The 17,486-nt window shown below is 36.0% G+C and carries 18 protein-coding genes; 13 read left to right on the top strand and 5 right to left on the bottom strand.

What is annotated here, in order from left to right:
* The first annotated feature begins 156 nt into the window (after positions 1-156).
* Both ACQKIC_RS10675 and ACQKIC_RS10680 read left to right on the top strand, forming a co-directional pair.
* Positions 157-1,053 carry a peptidylprolyl isomerase gene (locus ACQKIC_RS10675; protein ID WP_402991672.1) on the top strand — a complete coding sequence of 299 codons (897 nt, stop codon included), beginning with the start codon at positions 157-159 and terminating at the stop codon, positions 1,051-1,053.
* Positions 1,054-1,193: 140 nt separating this feature from the next.
* On the top strand, positions 1,194-1,457 hold the full coding sequence (locus ACQKIC_RS10680; protein WP_427591332.1) for a hypothetical protein: 264 nt from the start codon (positions 1,194-1,196) through the stop codon (positions 1,455-1,457).
* A 137-nt stretch (positions 1,458-1,594) separates the two neighbouring features.
* Here ACQKIC_RS10680 and ACQKIC_RS10685 read toward each other — a convergent pair whose 3' ends face one another.
* Positions 1,595-2,326 carry a hypothetical protein gene (locus tag ACQKIC_RS10685; RefSeq protein ID WP_427591331.1) on the bottom strand — a complete coding sequence of 244 codons (732 nt, stop codon included), beginning with the start codon at positions 2,324-2,326 and terminating at the stop codon, positions 1,595-1,597.
* Positions 2,327-2,514: 188 nt separating this feature from the next.
* On the opposite strand from ACQKIC_RS10685, the gene ACQKIC_RS10690 reads away from it, so the two are divergent.
* The 3 genes from ACQKIC_RS10690 (at position 2,515) to ACQKIC_RS10700 (ending at position 5,677) form a co-directional block, all read left to right on the top strand.
* Positions 2,515-3,399, top strand: coding sequence for a hypothetical protein (locus tag ACQKIC_RS10690; RefSeq protein WP_427591330.1), 885 nt, complete (start codon positions 2,515-2,517; stop codon positions 3,397-3,399).
* Between the two features lie 269 nt (positions 3,400-3,668).
* Positions 3,669-4,865, top strand: coding sequence for a HelD family protein (locus ACQKIC_RS10695; RefSeq protein ID WP_427591329.1), 1,197 nt, complete (start codon positions 3,669-3,671; stop codon positions 4,863-4,865).
* Between the two features lie 398 nt (positions 4,866-5,263).
* Positions 5,264-5,677, top strand: a complete 414-nt coding sequence (locus tag ACQKIC_RS10700) for an ATP-binding domain-containing protein (protein WP_427591328.1) — start codon at positions 5,264-5,266, stop codon at positions 5,675-5,677.
* Here the strand turns inward: ACQKIC_RS10700 and ACQKIC_RS10705 are convergent.
* The gene (locus tag ACQKIC_RS10705; protein WP_427591327.1) at positions 5,672-6,391 is read right to left on the bottom strand and encodes a MerR family transcriptional regulator; all 720 of its coding nucleotides are present in this window, start codon (positions 6,389-6,391) and stop codon (positions 5,672-5,674) included. The genes ACQKIC_RS10700 and ACQKIC_RS10705 overlap by 6 nt on opposite strands.
* A 283-nt stretch (positions 6,392-6,674) precedes the next feature.
* On the opposite strand from ACQKIC_RS10705, the gene ACQKIC_RS10710 reads away from it, so the two are divergent.
* From ACQKIC_RS10710 to ACQKIC_RS10735, 6 genes are all read left to right on the top strand, one after another.
* Positions 6,675-7,907 carry a Zn-dependent hydrolase gene (locus ACQKIC_RS10710; protein WP_427591326.1) on the top strand — a complete coding sequence of 411 codons (1,233 nt, stop codon included), beginning with the start codon at positions 6,675-6,677 and terminating at the stop codon, positions 7,905-7,907.
* Positions 7,908-8,107: 200 nt separating this feature from the next.
* Complete coding sequence (locus tag ACQKIC_RS10715; RefSeq protein WP_402959540.1) at positions 8,108-8,497, top strand: DUF4176 domain-containing protein; 390 nt, start codon at positions 8,108-8,110, stop codon at positions 8,495-8,497.
* The gene (locus tag ACQKIC_RS10720; RefSeq protein WP_402959542.1) at positions 8,484-9,122 is read left to right on the top strand and encodes a hypothetical protein; all 639 of its coding nucleotides are present in this window, start codon (positions 8,484-8,486) and stop codon (positions 9,120-9,122) included. The genes ACQKIC_RS10715 and ACQKIC_RS10720 overlap by 14 nt, the downstream gene beginning before the upstream one ends.
* Positions 9,123-9,170: 48 nt before the next feature.
* Positions 9,171-10,550 carry an alpha/beta fold hydrolase gene (locus ACQKIC_RS10725; RefSeq protein WP_427591325.1) on the top strand — a complete coding sequence of 460 codons (1,380 nt, stop codon included), beginning with the start codon at positions 9,171-9,173 and terminating at the stop codon, positions 10,548-10,550.
* 121 nt (positions 10,551-10,671) lie between these two features.
* On the top strand, positions 10,672-11,730 hold the full coding sequence (locus ACQKIC_RS10730; RefSeq protein WP_427651295.1) for a hypothetical protein: 1,059 nt from the start codon (positions 10,672-10,674) through the stop codon (positions 11,728-11,730).
* 260 nt (positions 11,731-11,990) lie between these two features.
* Positions 11,991-12,182 (top strand): hypothetical protein, encoded by a 192-nt coding sequence (locus tag ACQKIC_RS10735; RefSeq protein WP_402872894.1) that lies wholly within the window; start codon positions 11,991-11,993, stop codon positions 12,180-12,182.
* Between the two features lie 63 nt (positions 12,183-12,245).
* On the opposite strand, the gene ACQKIC_RS10740 is transcribed toward ACQKIC_RS10735, so the two are convergent.
* On the bottom strand, positions 12,246-12,956 hold the full coding sequence (locus tag ACQKIC_RS10740) for a class I SAM-dependent methyltransferase (RefSeq protein WP_402872897.1): 711 nt from the start codon (positions 12,954-12,956) through the stop codon (positions 12,246-12,248).
* 156 nt (positions 12,957-13,112) lie between these two features.
* Between ACQKIC_RS10740 and ACQKIC_RS10745 the strand changes: the two genes are divergently transcribed.
* Complete coding sequence (locus ACQKIC_RS10745; RefSeq protein WP_402872900.1) at positions 13,113-13,379, top strand: hypothetical protein; 267 nt, start codon at positions 13,113-13,115, stop codon at positions 13,377-13,379.
* A 307-nt stretch (positions 13,380-13,686) separates the two neighbouring features.
* On the opposite strand, the gene ACQKIC_RS10750 is transcribed toward ACQKIC_RS10745, so the two are convergent.
* Positions 13,687-14,409, bottom strand: coding sequence for a class I SAM-dependent methyltransferase (locus ACQKIC_RS10750; protein WP_402872902.1), 723 nt, complete (start codon positions 14,407-14,409; stop codon positions 13,687-13,689).
* 293 nt (positions 14,410-14,702) lie between these two features.
* Between ACQKIC_RS10750 and ACQKIC_RS10755 the strand changes: the two genes are divergently transcribed.
* A complete protein-coding gene (locus ACQKIC_RS10755) occupies positions 14,703-16,658 on the top strand; it encodes a GTP-binding protein (protein ID WP_427591323.1) in 1,956 nt (651 codons plus the stop codon).
* 53 nt (positions 16,659-16,711) lie between these two features.
* Here ACQKIC_RS10755 and ACQKIC_RS10760 read toward each other — a convergent pair whose 3' ends face one another.
* Complete coding sequence (locus ACQKIC_RS10760) at positions 16,712-17,377, bottom strand: lysozyme family protein (RefSeq protein ID WP_402872907.1); 666 nt, start codon at positions 17,375-17,377, stop codon at positions 16,712-16,714.
* Between the last annotated feature and the right edge of the window lie 109 nt (positions 17,378-17,486).

Genomic DNA, 17,486 nt, shown 5'->3' on the forward strand with positions numbered 1-17,486 from the left:
TGAACTTTGCCCTATATAGTTACGTTTTTACAATACCCAGTAAAATATCGGAGGCATTTTAAAGCTTATTAAGCTTTTTATTTGATGGGTAAACTCAAGTCTGATCAGTCAGCGACAATGACTTTGGAAAGTTATCAAAAGTAGGAGTGAAGATAATTGAGGAATAAAATCACAATTTTATCTATTTTATCATTGTTATGTTTACTTGGTGCCTGTTCGTCTTTAACCTCTGTCAATGATAACGATATACTTATTAAAACGAAAAGTGGAAATATCTCCAAAGATGATTTATATAAGGAAGTGGTAAATACCGAACGGGGAAAGGAATTGGTTCAGGAATTGGTTTATATGCAAATATTGAAAGGTAAATATGAGGTATCTGATAATGAAGTGAATCATCGATTAACAGAGATTAAAGAACAAGTCGGTGATAAAGATGAATTTACAATATTTCTACAAAAACAAGGATTTAATAATGAAAATGAACTAAAGGATTATATCGAACAATCACTTTATTTCTTAAAAGCAACAACAGAAGGGTTAAAAGTCTCGGATAAACAAATAAAAGATTACTATGAACAAAATAAAGATCAATATACAAAGGTGAGAACTAGCCATATTCTCGTGAAAAATGAGTCAGATGCTAAAATAGTAGATGAAGAACTCAAAAAAGGAAATGACTTTACTGAATTAGCAAAAAAACAATCGACAGACAAGGTGTCTGCATCACAAGGCGGAGATTTGGGTTATCTTTCCGGTCGAAGCCAGGAATTGGATCCGACTTTTCTTGCTGCGGCTATGAAGTTAAAAAAAGGTGAAGTGAGTGAGCCAGTCAAGACACTATTTGGTTATCACATAATTAAGGTAACAGATAGAAAGGAGAAACCATTAAGTGAAGTGGAAGACCAAATTAAACAAACACTTATGGAAAAAGACGCAAAACCGGTACAAGAGGTATTAAACAATTTGAATAAAGAAATTGAGATAAAAGAAGATGTATTTAAAGATGTATTTAAGAATGTAGAATCAAAAGAACCAAATATGTCCCATTAAGGTTAAAATGTTCAACTATAATTTTTCACTTCAGTTTACATAATGCATGTTATTGTACTATTCCATAACTGACGGGCGTATAGTTGTTATGAAATGGTTGTATTTTTTGTTATAAGTGTCTAATAAGAGGATTGTTACAATTGAACAAAACTGATCTAGTAAATACTGTAGCGACACCAGCAGAACCAACAATAGATGATGCTAAAAAGATGGTAGAAGAATACTTGAACAGATTTCTACTACCTGCGAAAGAGGAGAAAGTCCAGTTAGTTGGATTGGTACATTTGAAGTGCGTAACCGTGCAGCATGAATGGGGAGGAATCCGCAAACAGGAAAAAAACTACAAAGTGCGGATTCTAAAGTCCCAGCATTTAAGAGATAAAGAATTAAAGGAAAGCTCTTAAATAAATTTATACTTGTTTAAAATCGTCTTGGGACTCATGTATCAAGGGGATTTTTTTTCATGTTATTTTAGGTACTTATAGGACAGCCCCCTGAAATTTTGAACAGGACCCATATTAGCATTCCATAGATAGATTAATTAAAACGTTTTTCGCCATTCGTCATCTTCTAATGCCACTCCATCAGTGCTGACGTAATTCACGATGAGTTCACCTCGAACAAGAGCGCGGTCGGTTTTAATGGATTGAATAATACTGTTAAAATCATTTTCATCTGAATCTTGTTTTTTACGGTGAATTGTAAGAAGGATAGATGGTGCAACATCATACTCTTTATAACTTTTTGGATGATTCGGGTCAATGTCTAATTCTCTTCCAATCTCCCTATCAAAAAGGACAACTAATTCACTAGAATCCCCTATTTTAGCCTGGATTTCTTCATAATTGTTACTATCAGTAATTTCTTTCATTTCCACTGATGACTTTACATCCCCAATTTTTTCTTCGATATAGGGCTTTATTTCTTTTTCTGAATCATCTCTCCATTTATTGGAAATAAAGGAATCCTCCATTTTTCCAGTATGCACGTTAGAATACACAAGAAATTCTGTACCATACTTTTCCTCTCTAACTTTAGCGGCGTATTCAAACTCATCAAAGTTACCCATGTTATCGTATAACACGTCGTATACATACGTTTTTTCTTTAAAATTTTCCACTAGATATTGTTCCGCTTGCACCCGGACTTTCTTTTCTTCGTCAGGATCACCCTTCATACCTTGTGTGAAGGAATACATCAGGATGACTACTCCGGCTAATATAAATAGAAAAATTACAAGTAAAATCAATAAAATCTTTTTTGTCTTACTCACGATATGCCCCCTATTATCCATTCTCTTATTTCCATTATATTCTAATGTTTGAGATATACAAAAAGATATCCAAATTTACTGATTTATCTCTTGGAAAAATACCATTTCCTTGTTGCTGAGAATCTCTACATTAGAGCAGTCTTTTGATACAATAGTTTAATCAGTTGTACATAAAGGAGTGTTAAGTCTTGGAAGCCTTCCAAAGGGATTTGAATCATAATCGTGACGAATATAGAAGGATTAAATGGGGAAAACATCGTGAACGGGTAACAGAATTATTTGATACCGTTTTTTTCAAACAAGCTTTTGTAAATAAAATAGGGATTATTGGAGCGGGCAATTGTGATGATCTGGATTTAAATCATCTATCAACAAAATGTAATTCGATTTATTTATTCGATATAGATAAAGAAAGCATGGTAAATGGAATTAAGAACTTTTCAGAAAGTACTCGCAATAAAATTCAGTTAGTTGCAATGGATGTGACCGGATTGGATAAAATAAATTTCGAACAAACACTGACTTCCATGTTGGAGCATGGTGAAAAGACTGAAGACATCATTCAATACGTATTGAATATGAAGGATAAGTTATCAGAAATCGTTCATAATGAATTCAATGATTATATTGGCCAATTTGACATATTCGCAACATCGGCCATTTATACTCAATTATTTTATAATTGGGCGTTAGATACTCTTGAAAAGAATAAACACCACTATGAACAATTTGATTTAGTAAGAATGAAAGATGGATTTTTGGATGTAAGAGATCAGATTGTGCTTAATTTGCAGGATGTAGCCTTCAAGTGTTGTACTGGAAATGGGTTCTACATAACCTGGTCCGATATCTTGAAGATGGAACCAGAATACATTGAGACTACCAATCAAGGAATTAACGCCATTTTTTCATTAGCTTCCAATGTCGGGTACGGGGCCGCATTAATTGCCATCCAGCATTATATGAGTAAAGTGGATCGGCAAGATTTTTCCTTGCGCCATTGGTTATGGGATTTCGATGAAAATAAGCAATATTTATCAATCGGGCTATTGGGAAAAGTGAAACAAGTTTAAGGAACATCAGAGGACAATAAGGATATTAGCACAGACCTGCATCAAAAAAATCAAAATCCTACTTTCATATAAAGAGATCCTTTCTACTAGAAATCGAATAGAAGGGATCTCTTTATTTTTGAAAAACCTTACTAGTTATCTGCCACATCCAAAATAGGAAATATATTATTTGTAAGATTTTTCATAAACTTTTTAAACCCTCCATATACACACCAGCGAAGTTTGAATCGTTAAACTAGTGATTACTGGTAAAAAGGAGGACGATGATGATGGACTCACGAGAATTAACATATTTCGAACATACTATAGAAAAGCTAAAGGAAGCTTATGAACAAGTTTCAAAAGATATTACAAAACAAGACCACTCCTATAAAGAGTTACAAAAATATATGATTGATTACAAAAGTGAAATCGATAAATTTGAGATATATGATTATAGCCAAACGTTAAATATGATTGACCGACGGGGTTTTGCTCAAGTTACCGAACGAGAGCAACTAGAGAAACTAATCGATTCCCCATACTTTGGTCGATTTAATTTTGTTTATGAAGGCGATGAACCAGATGAAGTGGAATCATTTTATATAGGCCGTTTTGGATTTAGTGATGAAGCCAGTAATAATCTCATCTATGATTGGCGTGCTCCAGTTTGTAATATGTACTATGAATTTGAAATAGGAAAAGCTTATTATGAGGCAAAAGAAAATCATTTTGACGGTGAAATTGTTTCGAAAAGGCAATTCAAAATCGAAAATTCCAAAATTGAGTATATGGTTGAAAGCTCATTAACAATTCAAGATGCTGTGTTACAAAAGACTTTAAGTGAGCATGCGAATGATAAAATGAAAACGATCGTGACCTCAATTCAACGGGAACAAAATAAAATTGTCCGTAATGATTCTGCCTATAATGTCATCATACAAGGTGTCGCGGGATCGGGGAAAACGGCAGTTGCTCTGCATCGTATTGCGTACCTTTTATACAAATTTCGAGATACCCTACAAGCAAATCGAATTTTTATACTATCCCCTAACAAAGTTTTCGGTGATTATATATCTTCAGTCCTACCGGAACTTGGCGAGCAGCCAATCCGTTCCTTTACTATAGATGAGTTAACGGAACAGTTACTTCCTAACCACTTAACTTACGTATCGTTTGAACAAGAGGTAAAAGATATTTTAGCAGATCCCAAAAGTGGCTATGCAAAAAGAGCTTCGATCAAATCAACTTATGCTTTTGTAGAACAGTTAAATGCTTTTTTACAAAGATTGAACTCAACCTTATTTAAAAATGGTACCCTTTCGGTTGCTGATTATGAATTCACAACAGAATATTTGCAGAATCGTTTCAGCAAATATGCAAAAGAACCCGTACTTATTCGCTTAGAAATGATAGCTGACGATGTAATGAATGTTCTCAAGACGAAGCGCCAAGGTGAACTAAAACTACCCAGTAAAAACGATTAAAAAAACGGCTACTTATTAACTCCGCAATCGATATTTATAAAGTATTTATGTCGGAATTCAGTGAAGAAACATTCTATTTCAAAAAGCGGCACTTTGAATTTACCGATGTATATCCCTATCTTTATTGTCAGCTTTACTTTGAGGGTATAAAGACATTTGATATGATACAGCATTTTGTCCTAGACGAGATGCAAGATTATACACCCATTCAATATGCACTACTCTAAAAAGTATTTGAGTGTAAACGTACGATTATTGGTGATTTTAGTCAGGCACTTCTACCATACGAAACAATTTCAAAAGAAGGTTTCGAGCAAATTTTTTCAAACCTAGAATATGTTGAACTAACGACTAGTTACAGGTCATCTTTTGAAATCGCAATGTATGCGAAAAAATTCATGCGTAATTCGACAATTCATCCAATCGCTCGTCACGGAGAGGAACCAAAAGAAATCCCCTATAAAACAATGAATGAAATGATTTTGAGATTGCTTGGATCTATTAAAAATGATTTCAAATCTACAGCCATCATTTGTAAAACGGAATCAGACCTTGTTTTGTTAAAAGAACATGTAAACCATTTGCCGATTCACCTAGTAGATGCTCATACAGAAAAATTCGAAAAGGGGATTATTTTAACAACAATACAATATGCAAAGGGACTTGAATTTGACTCAGTAATAGTGCCATTCGTAAATGGAACGAATTATCGGAATGAATTCGATCGTGGGTTACTCTATATTTCAACGACAAGAGCAATGCATGAACTAACCATTTTAAAAGACGAAGTAAATCCGTCTCCTTTATTATAAGTCCTCTAATAATGCGATGATTGACTTTACGTCTTTCATCGCATTTTTTAAATTTATCTCAAGTTCATCTGTAACATGTAAAAATTCATCAGCAAACTTTGGTGAATTTAAAAGGGATTGAATATCCCGTGCGGTTTGCACTTCTTCAATACCTTCTATTAAATGATGTATGGCTGCAATGGAAAAATAAGCAGTACGGAGCGTACGAATAATTAATAGTTTCTGAATATCACGCTCTGAATATTGACGTCGGTTTTGGGAATTTCGTTTTACCGTAAATAAGCCATTTCTTTCCCAATTCCTAAGGGTTTCTTCCGTTAATTGCAGATTATTTGCTACTTCTTTATGAGTGTATGTCTCAGTATGGACTACTACCTTCGTTAAAATCTTTTCAACTATTTGGACAGCACGACAAGTATAAGAATACTCCGCTTCTAAAAATTGCAGATATTTATTTGCTTCTATTAATGCCTCGCTAAACAGCTCACTACCACTTAATCGGACAATTCGGGTAGCTTGTTTGCGCAGGTTATTTTGAATGAATTCTTGTCGAAAAGCATAGCGAGCGATTTGCATTTGAATTAGATGGATGTTTGAATATCTCCTGTATGTATTTGCTTCTCTGGGAACTGAAGAAATAAACCCCCAATCCTCATAAAGCCTTACAGTGTTAGGGTGAACTTTCACTTTTTTTGCTAATTCATTTGTTCGCATTAAATCACTCCTTCCTTTAGCTTTTCCATTATAGTTAACTTTTAAAAATACAACAACATTTCATATCCCTTAGTAAAAAACAATTGTTGGTAGTGTTTTTTTGTTGTTTTAGATAGTAGTAATTGAAAATAGATAAAAGGTATAAAAAACGGTCCAAAGAATTAACTTTTTGTCTAATGAATGTAACAGTCTATGCAAGTATAATAAAAAGAATAATCCGAAAATTAAATTTTATAGAAAGTCATGATGTTTTTTAGTAAGTATTCGAAGGGAGTAGTGCTCTATGAAAAAGCAAAAACTACTGATAAATGGTAAGAGGTTAAGTGACTCACTTGAAAAATTTGCAGATTTCGGACGTACTGAAAATAATGGAGTCACCCGCCTTTCGTTAACTGAAGAAGACCGTTTAGTCAGAGATTACTTTTGCTCTTGTTGTGAAGAATTAGGAATGTCGATTAAAGTTGATGATATGGGTAATATTTACGCTACATTAGAAGGTTTGGAGAATAAACCGCCAATCGTCATGGGTTCACATATGGATACCGTGAAAAAAGGTGGGCGCTTTGATGGAATCCTAGGGGTGGCTGCTGGGTTGGAAGTGGTTCGTACCTTAGTAGATAATGATATCAAACCAAATGTTCCAATCACGATCGTCAATTTTACAAATGAAGAAGGAGCAAGATTCGAGCCTTCGATGATGGCCTCCGGGGTCCTTTCGGGGAAATTTGAAAAAACTACGATGATACAAAAAACCGATAGTGATGGAATTACTTTCGAAGATGCCCTGAACTCGATTGGGTATGCAGGAGACATTGAGTCCCGCCTAAAAGAGGCCACAGCCTTTTTAGAATTACATATTGAGCAAGGACCTATCCTTGAAAGAGAAGCTTTGAAGATTGGTGTAGTGGAATGTGTTCTTGGAATGGTCTGCTACGAAATAGAAGTGACTGGCGAATCAGATCATGCTGGAACCACTCCTATGAATATGAGAAAAGATGCCTTCTTTACGACAAATAGTCTTGTCACAGAAGCCATTCAAAAGTTAAATCTTCTTGATGAAGATTTAGTTTTTACCATAGGGCGGGTAAATGTGCATCCTAATATTCATACAGTCATTCCGAATAAAGTAGTTTTTACATTAGAAGCGAGACATAAGGATCAACAGGTTATTGAGCGTGTAGAAGAAATTATAAAAGGGCTAATACAGTCAGGCTCAAATGATGGGTGTGAAGTCATTGCCACAAAGCTATGGGGACGCGACACGGTTTGGTTTGATGAGTCACTTTGCGATTTAATAGAGCAATCTACTAATTCATTGGGGTATTCCTACAAAAGAATGGTAAGTGGAGCTGGGCATGATGCACAATTCATCGCAAGCTATATCCCTACCGCGATGGTTTTCGTTCCAAGTGTCAACGGAAAAAGCCACTGCGAAAACGAGCTGACATCTTGGGAAGATTGTGAAAAAGGTGTGAATGTCATCTTAGAAACAGTCCTTGCGATACAAGCTAAATAGGCAGATTGAAAAAACACTACTAATATATTACGTGGTTTCCTAAAAGGGCAGATTTCATATGAAATCATGCCTTTTTTTATTGCAACTTACCATGTTGGTGAAATGTATTTCTAAAGATAATGGAGCCTTCCGGATTTAGCTAAATGGAGGGTCGGAAATCTAGAATAGAATAGGAAAAAAATGGTTTTAAAATAGAGAAGATGGGTAATTTAAAAAAACAAATATATTTAGGGTGTTCAATGGCAAGAGGATGCGAAGGAGAGATGGAATTGTTCTTTTCTAAGGAGTTTTTACCAATAGGGAGTGTAGTTGGAGTCCAAGGTGATTCAAGGCGTTTGTTAATCATCGGTCGTCTGGTGTTTTCTGAAAATCATAATGTGGTTAAAGATTATACAGCTATTGAATATCCAAATGGTTATATCCATTCGAAAGAAAAATTCATTCTTTTTAACAAGGATGATATAGACGTTTTGTATCATTATGGGTATGTGGATGAAATGGAAGTAAAAGTTGATCAATTACTTAAAGAGGCGGAAACAAAGGGAGGCGATTCGAAAATTGAAGGAGGCCAAATAAGTGGGGGTATTTAAATTTAATAAAGACTTGCCTGATATGGTTTCTGGAAGCGTCCGAAAATTAGAAGATACGATATTAGCCGTTTATAAACCCATCGTTTTTTTTAGTAAGGAACTTGAGAATCATAGCGGTGAAGCTGTTACAGCGCTTAAGACAAAATTGAGTAATCATATCGAATTTTTTAACAAAGCTAGCGTTGGTTTACTGTATTTTGCTGATACTGTTATGAACTTTGTATCAATGATTTTGAGTACGGATGAATCAGGTTCAGTAGAGACTGTACCTCAGAACAACCGTGCAGTGCAGCAATACGAGTTTTCTTATGAAAATATGAGTAACGAAATTAAACTAAATGCCTACACATTAAAAACAGCAAAAAAAGAATTTTCTTCTAACTTAGATAGCTTAAACGAGTTGTTAAAAGACTTTGAAAAATTATTGAATGATGTACTTTTTCATACGGAGTTTCCTTGGGGGGATGTTGCCGATGTGTGGGAGGAAGGAAAGGTGCAAATTACTTTCCTTTTATCCACGTTTTTAAAAAGTGTCGAAGAACTTAGCACAGACGCGGATGGAATTATTAAAGAGCTTGAACGAGTAGATAATCTCATTGCTCATAACCTAGGGAAGTGTGAATAACCAGGAAAGGATAAAGAACCTATGTATTAAGAGCCAGAAGTAACGAGTTTGATCAATTTACACACTAGCCGCGCAAATGCTACGGTATTATTAGCAAATTCCAAACTTGTAAGAAATGCATATGCAAAGATTTGGGGTTTTATTGATTCAGGCAGTATAACGGAATTGGCTGGTACTATGATTATGTTTGACTTCTCTGATTTGAAAGCTGAAGTGGACCAATACATAAGTGATTTAGACGAGTTAAGGTTGAAGTCGGAGAACAAAAAACTTCAGTTAAAAGGCGATCAGATTGAAGAAGAACTATTAAAACTTACGAATATTATCTCTCAATGTCAGGAAATTTCACTTTATTATAATATGCTCAAAAGTGAAATATCTGAAATTGAATTAGATTTCGAAAATGCTGTCCGCTATTATCGTTCGCCGATGCGACAGGGATTAAATGATATTTCAATAATTTATAATTCCATGAAAAATATTAAAGGACCTATGGGGGACTTTGAAGAAGTATCAGTTTATATTCATGGAATCGAATCAAACGGGAACGAGTTTTTGGAAAGTGCTAAAAAGGCTTCTGTTGAGGGTGACGTAATCGTTCATGTGAAACGTAACGGAAAGAAAGAATATTATGTTGTGAAAATGAATGAATATGGCGAAAAGGAAGTGCTTGCACTAGACGATTTTCAATCCTTACAAAAGGAAGATGCCTTTAAATATCCTGAAGGACGTATTCATTTAGTTTATGATACAGAACAGTCAAATGAACATAGACAGGAAACCAGTGATGATTTAACTAGATTGCTCTCAGAAATGGGGCTTATAAACAAAACCACAAAACTTAATTTGTTTGGTCATAGTTATGGAGGCAGAAGATCTATGCAATTTGCAATGGATTATCCAGACTATGTACAGAGCATTACTACTATCGGCACACCTTATGACAAAAACAAACTAGCTAAAACGGGAAACAGTTTACCTTATGTTGCTGAAAAAATAGGGCAAGACCCACGGCAATTTACAGATTTTTTGGATTTCAATCCAGAAAATAAAAGGGAGGATAATGGAATTCTCCATAGCAATGTCTATACCGATCTATCTAAGGAAGAAATGAAAGAGGACTTACAAAATCTCAAATCTGCAAATCCTGAAGTATATACTAAACTGGAAAAGATGAATATAATAGCTTCTGCCGGTTATCGAATGGAAACGGTATATTATGAGGGTGGGTCTATGGAAGTTAAAAAAGATAGCGACGATGTAGTCTCATTGGAAAGTCAAAATGCAAACAATCTTGAATCATTGATTGATGAAAGACCGCAATATGAGGTAGAGGGTGTTAGCACAATAAAGAATCCAGGTCATGGTAATGAAATTAAAGATGAAGAATTCATTGAACTCATAAGACAAGTTAATACAGACAAATAATTAGGAGCTAAAATCTATGAAAAAGTGTTTCTTTAACGGAATCGTACTTTTAATCATTATTTTTCTCATTGGATGTGGACCGGATCTTTCAACAACAAAAAAACAAGAGGAAGTGAAGGACTTGCTTTATATAAAGGGATTCCCTGAAACGGATAATGAGTCACTTTCTCGATTTATGATCATTTTTTTCGCTCCGAATTATGGTAATCCTCTTTTTATGGAAGACGGCGTTAGCGTAAATGCCATAAGAAAAGGGTCTGAAGAGTTCTCCCCCATTCAATACTTTTCGTATGGTAAGGTATTCCGTGACTTTTACAAGCCCTTGTTAGGTTTAGAGGATGTTTCATCAACATTGAACTCATTACAAAATAAAAATATAAAGCAGGAGGTTTTTCTACCAGTAAAACCACTGCATGAATATAATCTCCCTTTAGTTGAATTGGAAAAAAAGAATAGATTACGAATTAAGACCATGGAAGGTGAGAAAACACTCAATTTGCCTGGCATTTTAAATCGATATAGTTTGACGGAGACCGATCGGCTCAGTTTTAATATAAGGGGATTAAGTAAGGAATCAATGGCAATTGAAATACAACAATTAAATAAAAAAGAAAGTGGGTCAATTTTTCTTTTCGTAAAAAGTGATTTTTCAACGGTAACCGCCAGTAAACTGGTACCAGATGAACTTCAAAACGTCGTTGATTCTGAAGAATTGAAAAACTTTGAAGATTTATTCGTTAAGACTGATCCATCAGGGGAATTCTTTAACATCCTGCATTCCGAAACGATATGGAATAAAAAGGAACATACTGTTTTTAGGATTCATGAAAAAGATGTTCTTCTTAGTGATGATGGGAAGTTTGTCTATTTAAATGGAACGAAAGAAAGCTTTAAAGATGGGATACAAAGGATACAGACTATAGAAAATTATAAAAAAGGAAATGAGAAATACGAAAAAGTATTTAAAATAGATTTTATGGATATAGCAAAAGAGCTTAATCTAAAAGCGGATAGTGTCAACTTTGCCCATATTAATTTTTTTTACGATGACTTAATCGTATTAAGTGTTGATTACGAAGCAAAAGTAGTTGGAACAGCAGGTTTTACGAATGTATTAATTGATCTTAACGAGGATAGCGATAATTCTAAGGCTTATCTGGTGGATTTGGGGGTCCAATAACACCTTAAAGTTGATATATCAATACCCATGTCAAACTTCGATAAGGTAAACTATATAGGCAATTATTTGGCTAACCGACATCGGTTGGCCTTTTATTAGTTGCGATGAAATCCTGTAAATCATAAGGACACCAAGATGCCTTTTTTAGTAGACTTTGCCTGTTTCATTTTTTCTCAATATTCCGTATACTTATATTATTAGGAGTTACAGAGAGAACGTAATGTATCTCAAAATGAAGGTGCATGAGCGGGGGGATTAACATGAAATTTTCCATGATATTGGTCTTTATCATCATGATTGCTGCCTTATTTGGTACCATGGCTTTGGGTGGAAAAAGCGATGAAAATTATTCAGGCGCTGTTAGAGGCAATTTAACCAGGCTAACTTGGATATATGCCGTCCTAGGGATTGTCTTAGCTCTAGGAGTGGGGATTTATATAGTCACTGTATAAAACTAAGGGAGCGTTTCTTCTAACCGAGAAACGCTCCTCTTAGTTTAAGTTGGTATATCCATGCTATTTGTTCATCCTAAATACACGGTAGCCTAAACTATTTCCATAAGTGAGGGTTAGACGATAATGTTCTTCCAGTATTCGGCTGTAGGCTTCATTAGAAGGCAGAGGCTTGACATGTTCCGCTTGAGCATTCTCTAATTCTTCTATAACCGTATTGGATTTTAGAATTTCCAGGTGTGAAAATCCTTCTTTTTCAAAAGCACTTATCCATTCAGATTGTGTCAAGATGGTTTTAAGCTGATAAAAATTCATGATTTCCTCTTTATGTTCACCAGGCAAAATACATTCCGCTGTCATATCTATAGAGATTAACGTGCCTCCAGGTTTAAGGACACGGTAGTATTCCCGAATGGATTTTTGAATGGTAGTGAATGATGTAGATGATTCAGCTATGATAAAATCAAAAAAATATTTGGGGAAGGGCATTTTTTCAATGGAGCCCATAAATACATTCACCGGTAATTGAACTTGTTGTAATCTTTTCGTTGTCTTATTTACCATTTCCGGATGATTATCCATTGCATAAACCTGACAACCATAAGTTTCGGCTAGATATTGTGAAGTCTGGCCAAGTCCACATCCAGCCTCGAGGATCTTATCATTTTTATGAATGTCTTCATTTTTTAGAATACTTTTGGTTAGTTCAAAACCGCCTGGATGGGCCCCTTCCAATTCATAAAAGACCAAGGCATCTTGGTAAGAGTGTTTCATTCCTGTTGTCTCCTTTTTCCATGTAATTGATTCATAGTATGTCACGGAAGTTAAAGTGGATATGATAATTGCTTTTCATAGTGGGTGTTTAACTATGCAAGCTAGTCCCCTTCTGCATACCATGTAGAATCGAATATAAGGGAAGTGTTTATTAAAGTGGGATATAACAATCAAAACTATTTTCATAAGTGCAGCCAAGGAATTGGGAGACCGGTAGAAATCCGTACAAATAGAGGAACAATCCATAGGGGCATTATTCATAGGGTAACACCCAACAAAGTCTATATTCGCCCATTTAATAATGGAGGTAACCTTGGTGGATTTGGCTATGGTGGATATTATGGGGGATTCGGTTGGGGAGCGGCTTCTGGGTTCGCTTTTGGAGCAATCACCTCATTAATCTTCCTTGCATTCCTTTGGTAATAGAAAAAGATTCTTTAAAAACCTGTAAGGCAATGGCAACAGGTTTTTTTCTATCTTTGTATTCCAAAGCGGAAAGGTACAATTAAATATTAAGGTACTAACAATAAGTATAATCACTCTAAACAATATAATCCCCTTAATAAAAATTGTAAATGATCTATTATTAGGGGGATCATTTCATTCGAGAAGATTTTCTTTTATAACAGCTTCACATAAAACTACAGCCATTTCGCTAGATTATTAGATGATACGGCAATTTATTGGAGAATCCTTCTAAGGAGACAGAAACCATTGGAAAGTAAGACTGCTATCCCTTGCTCACCCTAAACGCACGGTAACCAAGACTATTTCCATGAGTAAGCATAAGGCGATAATGCTCTTTGATGATATCATTTAAGGTTCCTTTGAAAACCGGAGAATCGCTCGAGCGTTGGTTGGCAGCAGAGTATCTTTTTAACTCTTCTAAAACTGTACTGGAATGAAGGATTTCCGTATGTTTGAACCCTTGTTCTTTAAAGGCACGTACCCATTCCAATTCAGTCGGAATATTTTTAAGTTTATAGAAATTCATCAATTCAACTTTCAAATTGGCATGCAATGCAATTTCCGCAGTCATATCAATTGAAAGCAAAATTCCGCCAGGTTTTAATACCCTATAATATTCTGCAATGGACTTGTTGATTTCCGTAAAACCTGTGGTGGACTCAGCCACAATATAGTCAAATGAATCGTTGGGAAACGGTAGTTCTTCTAAGGAACTCATATACACTCGAATAGGCAGATTGGCTTGTTGAAATCGCTGTGCTGCCTTTTTAACCATCTGTGGATGATTATCCACCGCATAAATGTGGCATTTAAAGGTTTCTGCCAAGAAATGTGATGTTTGCCCTATCCCGCATCCTGCGTCGAGTATTGTGGTATTCGCATCAATTCTCTCATTCATCATGATGTTTGATGTCAAATCGAAACCGCCTGGATGAGCACTTTCAATCCCGTAGAAGGCTAAGGCATCTAGATATGTGTGATACATAACTTTTATCTCCCTTGGTGTAGTCATATACATATTTTATGCTTTAGAATGAAAGGGTGACTAAAACATTCATGTCCTAGGTTGAATATTAGTGGACGTATTAGGAGTTGCCTCAGAAATAAGGGGCGGTTTGTATGTGGAATCGGTGTTATCAAGTTCATTCCGCGAGCTTGCACTAAGGAAATGATCATTAGTTCTAGAATATATACTCGTTGTTTAATTCAAAATCACAGATATTCTCTATCTTTAAAGGTAAGAAATTGGTGTGAAGGCACTTGAAAGAAGGAACATAAATGAATAAGACAATTGGAATAGTGGCACATGTGGACGCTGGGAAAACAACATTTTCCGAACAGCTTCTTTTTTATACGAATAGCATTAAACATAGGGGGCGTGTTGATCATCAGGACGCATTCCTCGATAGCCATGATATCGAGCGGCAACGAGGAATTACGGTCTTTGCAGATCAAGCCATGTTTTCTTACCGAGATTCGAACTATAATCTCATCGATACGCCGGGCCATGTTGACTTTTCACCGGAGATGGAGCGGAGTATTCAGGTGATGGATTATGCAATCATCATCGTCAGTGCAGTGGAAGGCATAGAAGGTCATACGGAAACCGTTTGGGGGCTTCTCCAGAAGTATCAAGTGCCCACTTTTTTCTTTATCAATAAAATTGACCGTGTAGGAGCAGATGTGGATGCTGTAATGAAAGATATACAGTTGAATTTAACCCAGGACGTCTGTAATATCACAGACTCTTTCACAGATGGAGTGATGAAAGAGGAGCTTGTGGAATTTGTCGCTGAACGTAATGAACTCTTACTGGATCATTATATGGATCAAGGTTATAACCAGGATTTGTGGTTTAAGACGATGAAAGATTTGTTTCATGATAATAAAGTATTCCCACTTGCATGTGGGTCAGCACTGCATGGTGTCGGAGTAGAGAGTTTTATGAAAAAGGTTGACCAGTTAACGGCCACGGATTATCGCAGCCAGGGACCATTTGCTGGGCGTGTGTATAAGATTCGTCATGATGGTAACGGAACGAGAATAACATTTATCAAAGCATTAAGTGGAACATTAAGAGTACGAGATGAAATCGAATATGGAAAACCAGAAGATTCCGTCTTCGAAAAAATCACATCCATTCGCATCTATAATGGTAGTACATTTAAAAACGTAAATCAGGTTGCGGCAGGGGAACTCTTTGCAGTCACCGGTTTATCCTTGGCATCAGTTGGGGATGGTCTAGGACTGATTAAAGAAAGTTCCGTTTTTGACATGATACCGACATTAAAGTCAAAAGTTACATTTGAACCTACTGTGAATATCAAAGAAGCATTACAGTATTTTAAAACTTTGAATGTTGAAGACCCCTCATTGGATGTGTCATGGGAAGAACGCTCTCAAGAAATACACGTTCATGTCATGGGGACCATACAGCTAGAAGTATTGGTGCAGTTGGTCAAGGACCGATTCCTATTAAATATCACTTTTGAAAAGCCTGAAATCCTCTATAAAGAAACAATCGGTACAGACGCTATTGGATATGGACATTTTGAGCCTTTAGGACATTATGCGGAAGTTCATCTTCAATTAGAGCCGGGAGAAAGAAATAGTGGGATTACGTTTGATAATAGATGTCATGCTGATGACCTTACTGTGGGAATACAGAACTTAATCCGCCATCATCTCTTTGAACGGGAACATCATGGCATACTTACAGGTTCTCCCCTTACGGATATACATGTAACACTACTTACTGGACGAGCTCACAATAAACATACATCAGGTGGGGACTTTAGAGAGGCTACATACCGGGCATTAAGGCAGGGATTGGAAAAGGCGGAAAATATCTTGCTTGAACCTGTTTACCTATTTAAGATCAGAGTAGACCTGGACCAGATGGGCCGTGTACTTTCTGATATTCAACAGGCACATGGGAGTTTCGATTCTCCAAAAACGGAAGGTGACAAAGCGATTTTAACGGGTCTCGTACCAGTTGCCACATTTATGGACTATAGTAGCCAACTGGCTTCTTTCACCCAAGGGAAAGGGGCCATAAACTTGACCTTCGCTGGATATGACTTGTGTCATAATCCCAAAGAGGTCATCGAACGGACCGAATATAATAAAAATGCTGATCCTGATTACACCTCATCCTCCATTTTCTGTTCCAAAGGGCAAGGGTATACAGTAACGTGGGAAGAGGCCGAGGGAAATATGCATGGACTTCAATAAGAAAAATCATATGGAATTATACAGTTAAAATAAAAAGAAACCAGATGTCGCAGCTAAAATGCTTCATCTGATTTCTCTTCAATGGCAATGGCAGGGGTGCTTTTTGTAAGTGTATCAAGAATCTTTTCTACTTTATCACTATAAGAAAAGTCCCCGTAACAATATGGATAACGGAAATTTTCCTCATTGCCGCCACAGTCGTAGAGTTCAGGGTTCTTTTCAACTTGCAGGGCAGAGAACTGTTTTGCTAGCTCCTCAGTATGTTTGCCGCCGGAATTTGCAACGTAATCAATATATCCAATCCCCATATTATAAGATTGGATGATGGTTGAGAAGTCAACGGCTTTTTCGTTCCCATATTCCATGATTCTCTGGAAATGTTTCACGCCATATTCGATGCTTTCATTAGGGTCGGTTATTGTATTGGGAGCGAGACCGGCGGATTCGGATGCTTGCATGGGATCTCCTCCTTTTCCTCGACTTTCTTGTTGCATCACGGCAATCAATGTTAGCGTTTGATCCTCAAGGCCATATTTCTTCAATTCAGATTGAATTTGGGTGCTATATTTTTCAACGATTGCAAACGAGTTCATCTTATTAAGTGGTGTTGATAGTTTTACTGAAAAAGGTGTCTGCAACACTTGTTTTATAAACAGAAATAAAAAAAGCATCATCGATATTATCAGAATGACCTTTGATTTTTTACGTAATCTTCTCATGTTTTCTCCCTATTATCACTTTATCTTCTCTTATTCTACCAAAAAGAATGAGTAATAACTATTTTAGTATTCTTTTAAACATCCACAGTATATAGAATGCGTCTAGTCG

This window comes from Peribacillus sp. NPDC046944 (genome assembly GCF_050272735.1).
Lineage (GTDB): Bacteria > Bacillota > Bacilli > Bacillales > DSM-1321 > Peribacillus.

Bases quoted from the DNA above. Each gene is read 5' to 3' on its own strand.
- ACQKIC_RS10735 (WP_402872894.1), top strand. From the start codon at position 11,991: ATGAAATTTTCCATGATATTGGTCTTTATCATCATGATTGCTGCCTTA.
- ACQKIC_RS10715 (WP_402959540.1), top strand. From the start codon at position 8,108: ATGGGTAATTTAAAAAAACAAATATATTTAGGGTGTTCAATGGCAAGA.
- ACQKIC_RS10695 (WP_427591329.1), top strand. From the start codon at position 3,669: ATGGACTCACGAGAATTAACATATTTCGAACATACTATAGAAAAGCTA.
- ACQKIC_RS10710 (WP_427591326.1), top strand. From the start codon at position 6,675: ATGAAAAAGCAAAAACTACTGATAAATGGTAAGAGGTTAAGTGACTCA.
- ACQKIC_RS10750 (WP_402872902.1), bottom strand. From the start codon at position 14,409: ATGTATCACACATATCTAGATGCCTTAGCCTTCTACGGGATTGAAAGT.
- ACQKIC_RS10700 (WP_427591328.1), top strand. From the start codon at position 5,264: ATGCGTAATTCGACAATTCATCCAATCGCTCGTCACGGAGAGGAACCA.
- ACQKIC_RS10760 (WP_402872907.1), bottom strand. From the start codon at position 17,377: ATGAGAAGATTACGTAAAAAATCAAAGGTCATTCTGATAATATCGATG.
- ACQKIC_RS10740 (WP_402872897.1), bottom strand. From the start codon at position 12,956: ATGAAACACTCTTACCAAGATGCCTTGGTCTTTTATGAATTGGAAGGG.
- ACQKIC_RS10755 (WP_427591323.1), top strand. From the start codon at position 14,703: ATGAATAAGACAATTGGAATAGTGGCACATGTGGACGCTGGGAAAACA.
- ACQKIC_RS10705 (WP_427591327.1), bottom strand. From the start codon at position 6,391: ATGCGAACAAATGAATTAGCAAAAAAAGTGAAAGTTCACCCTAACACT.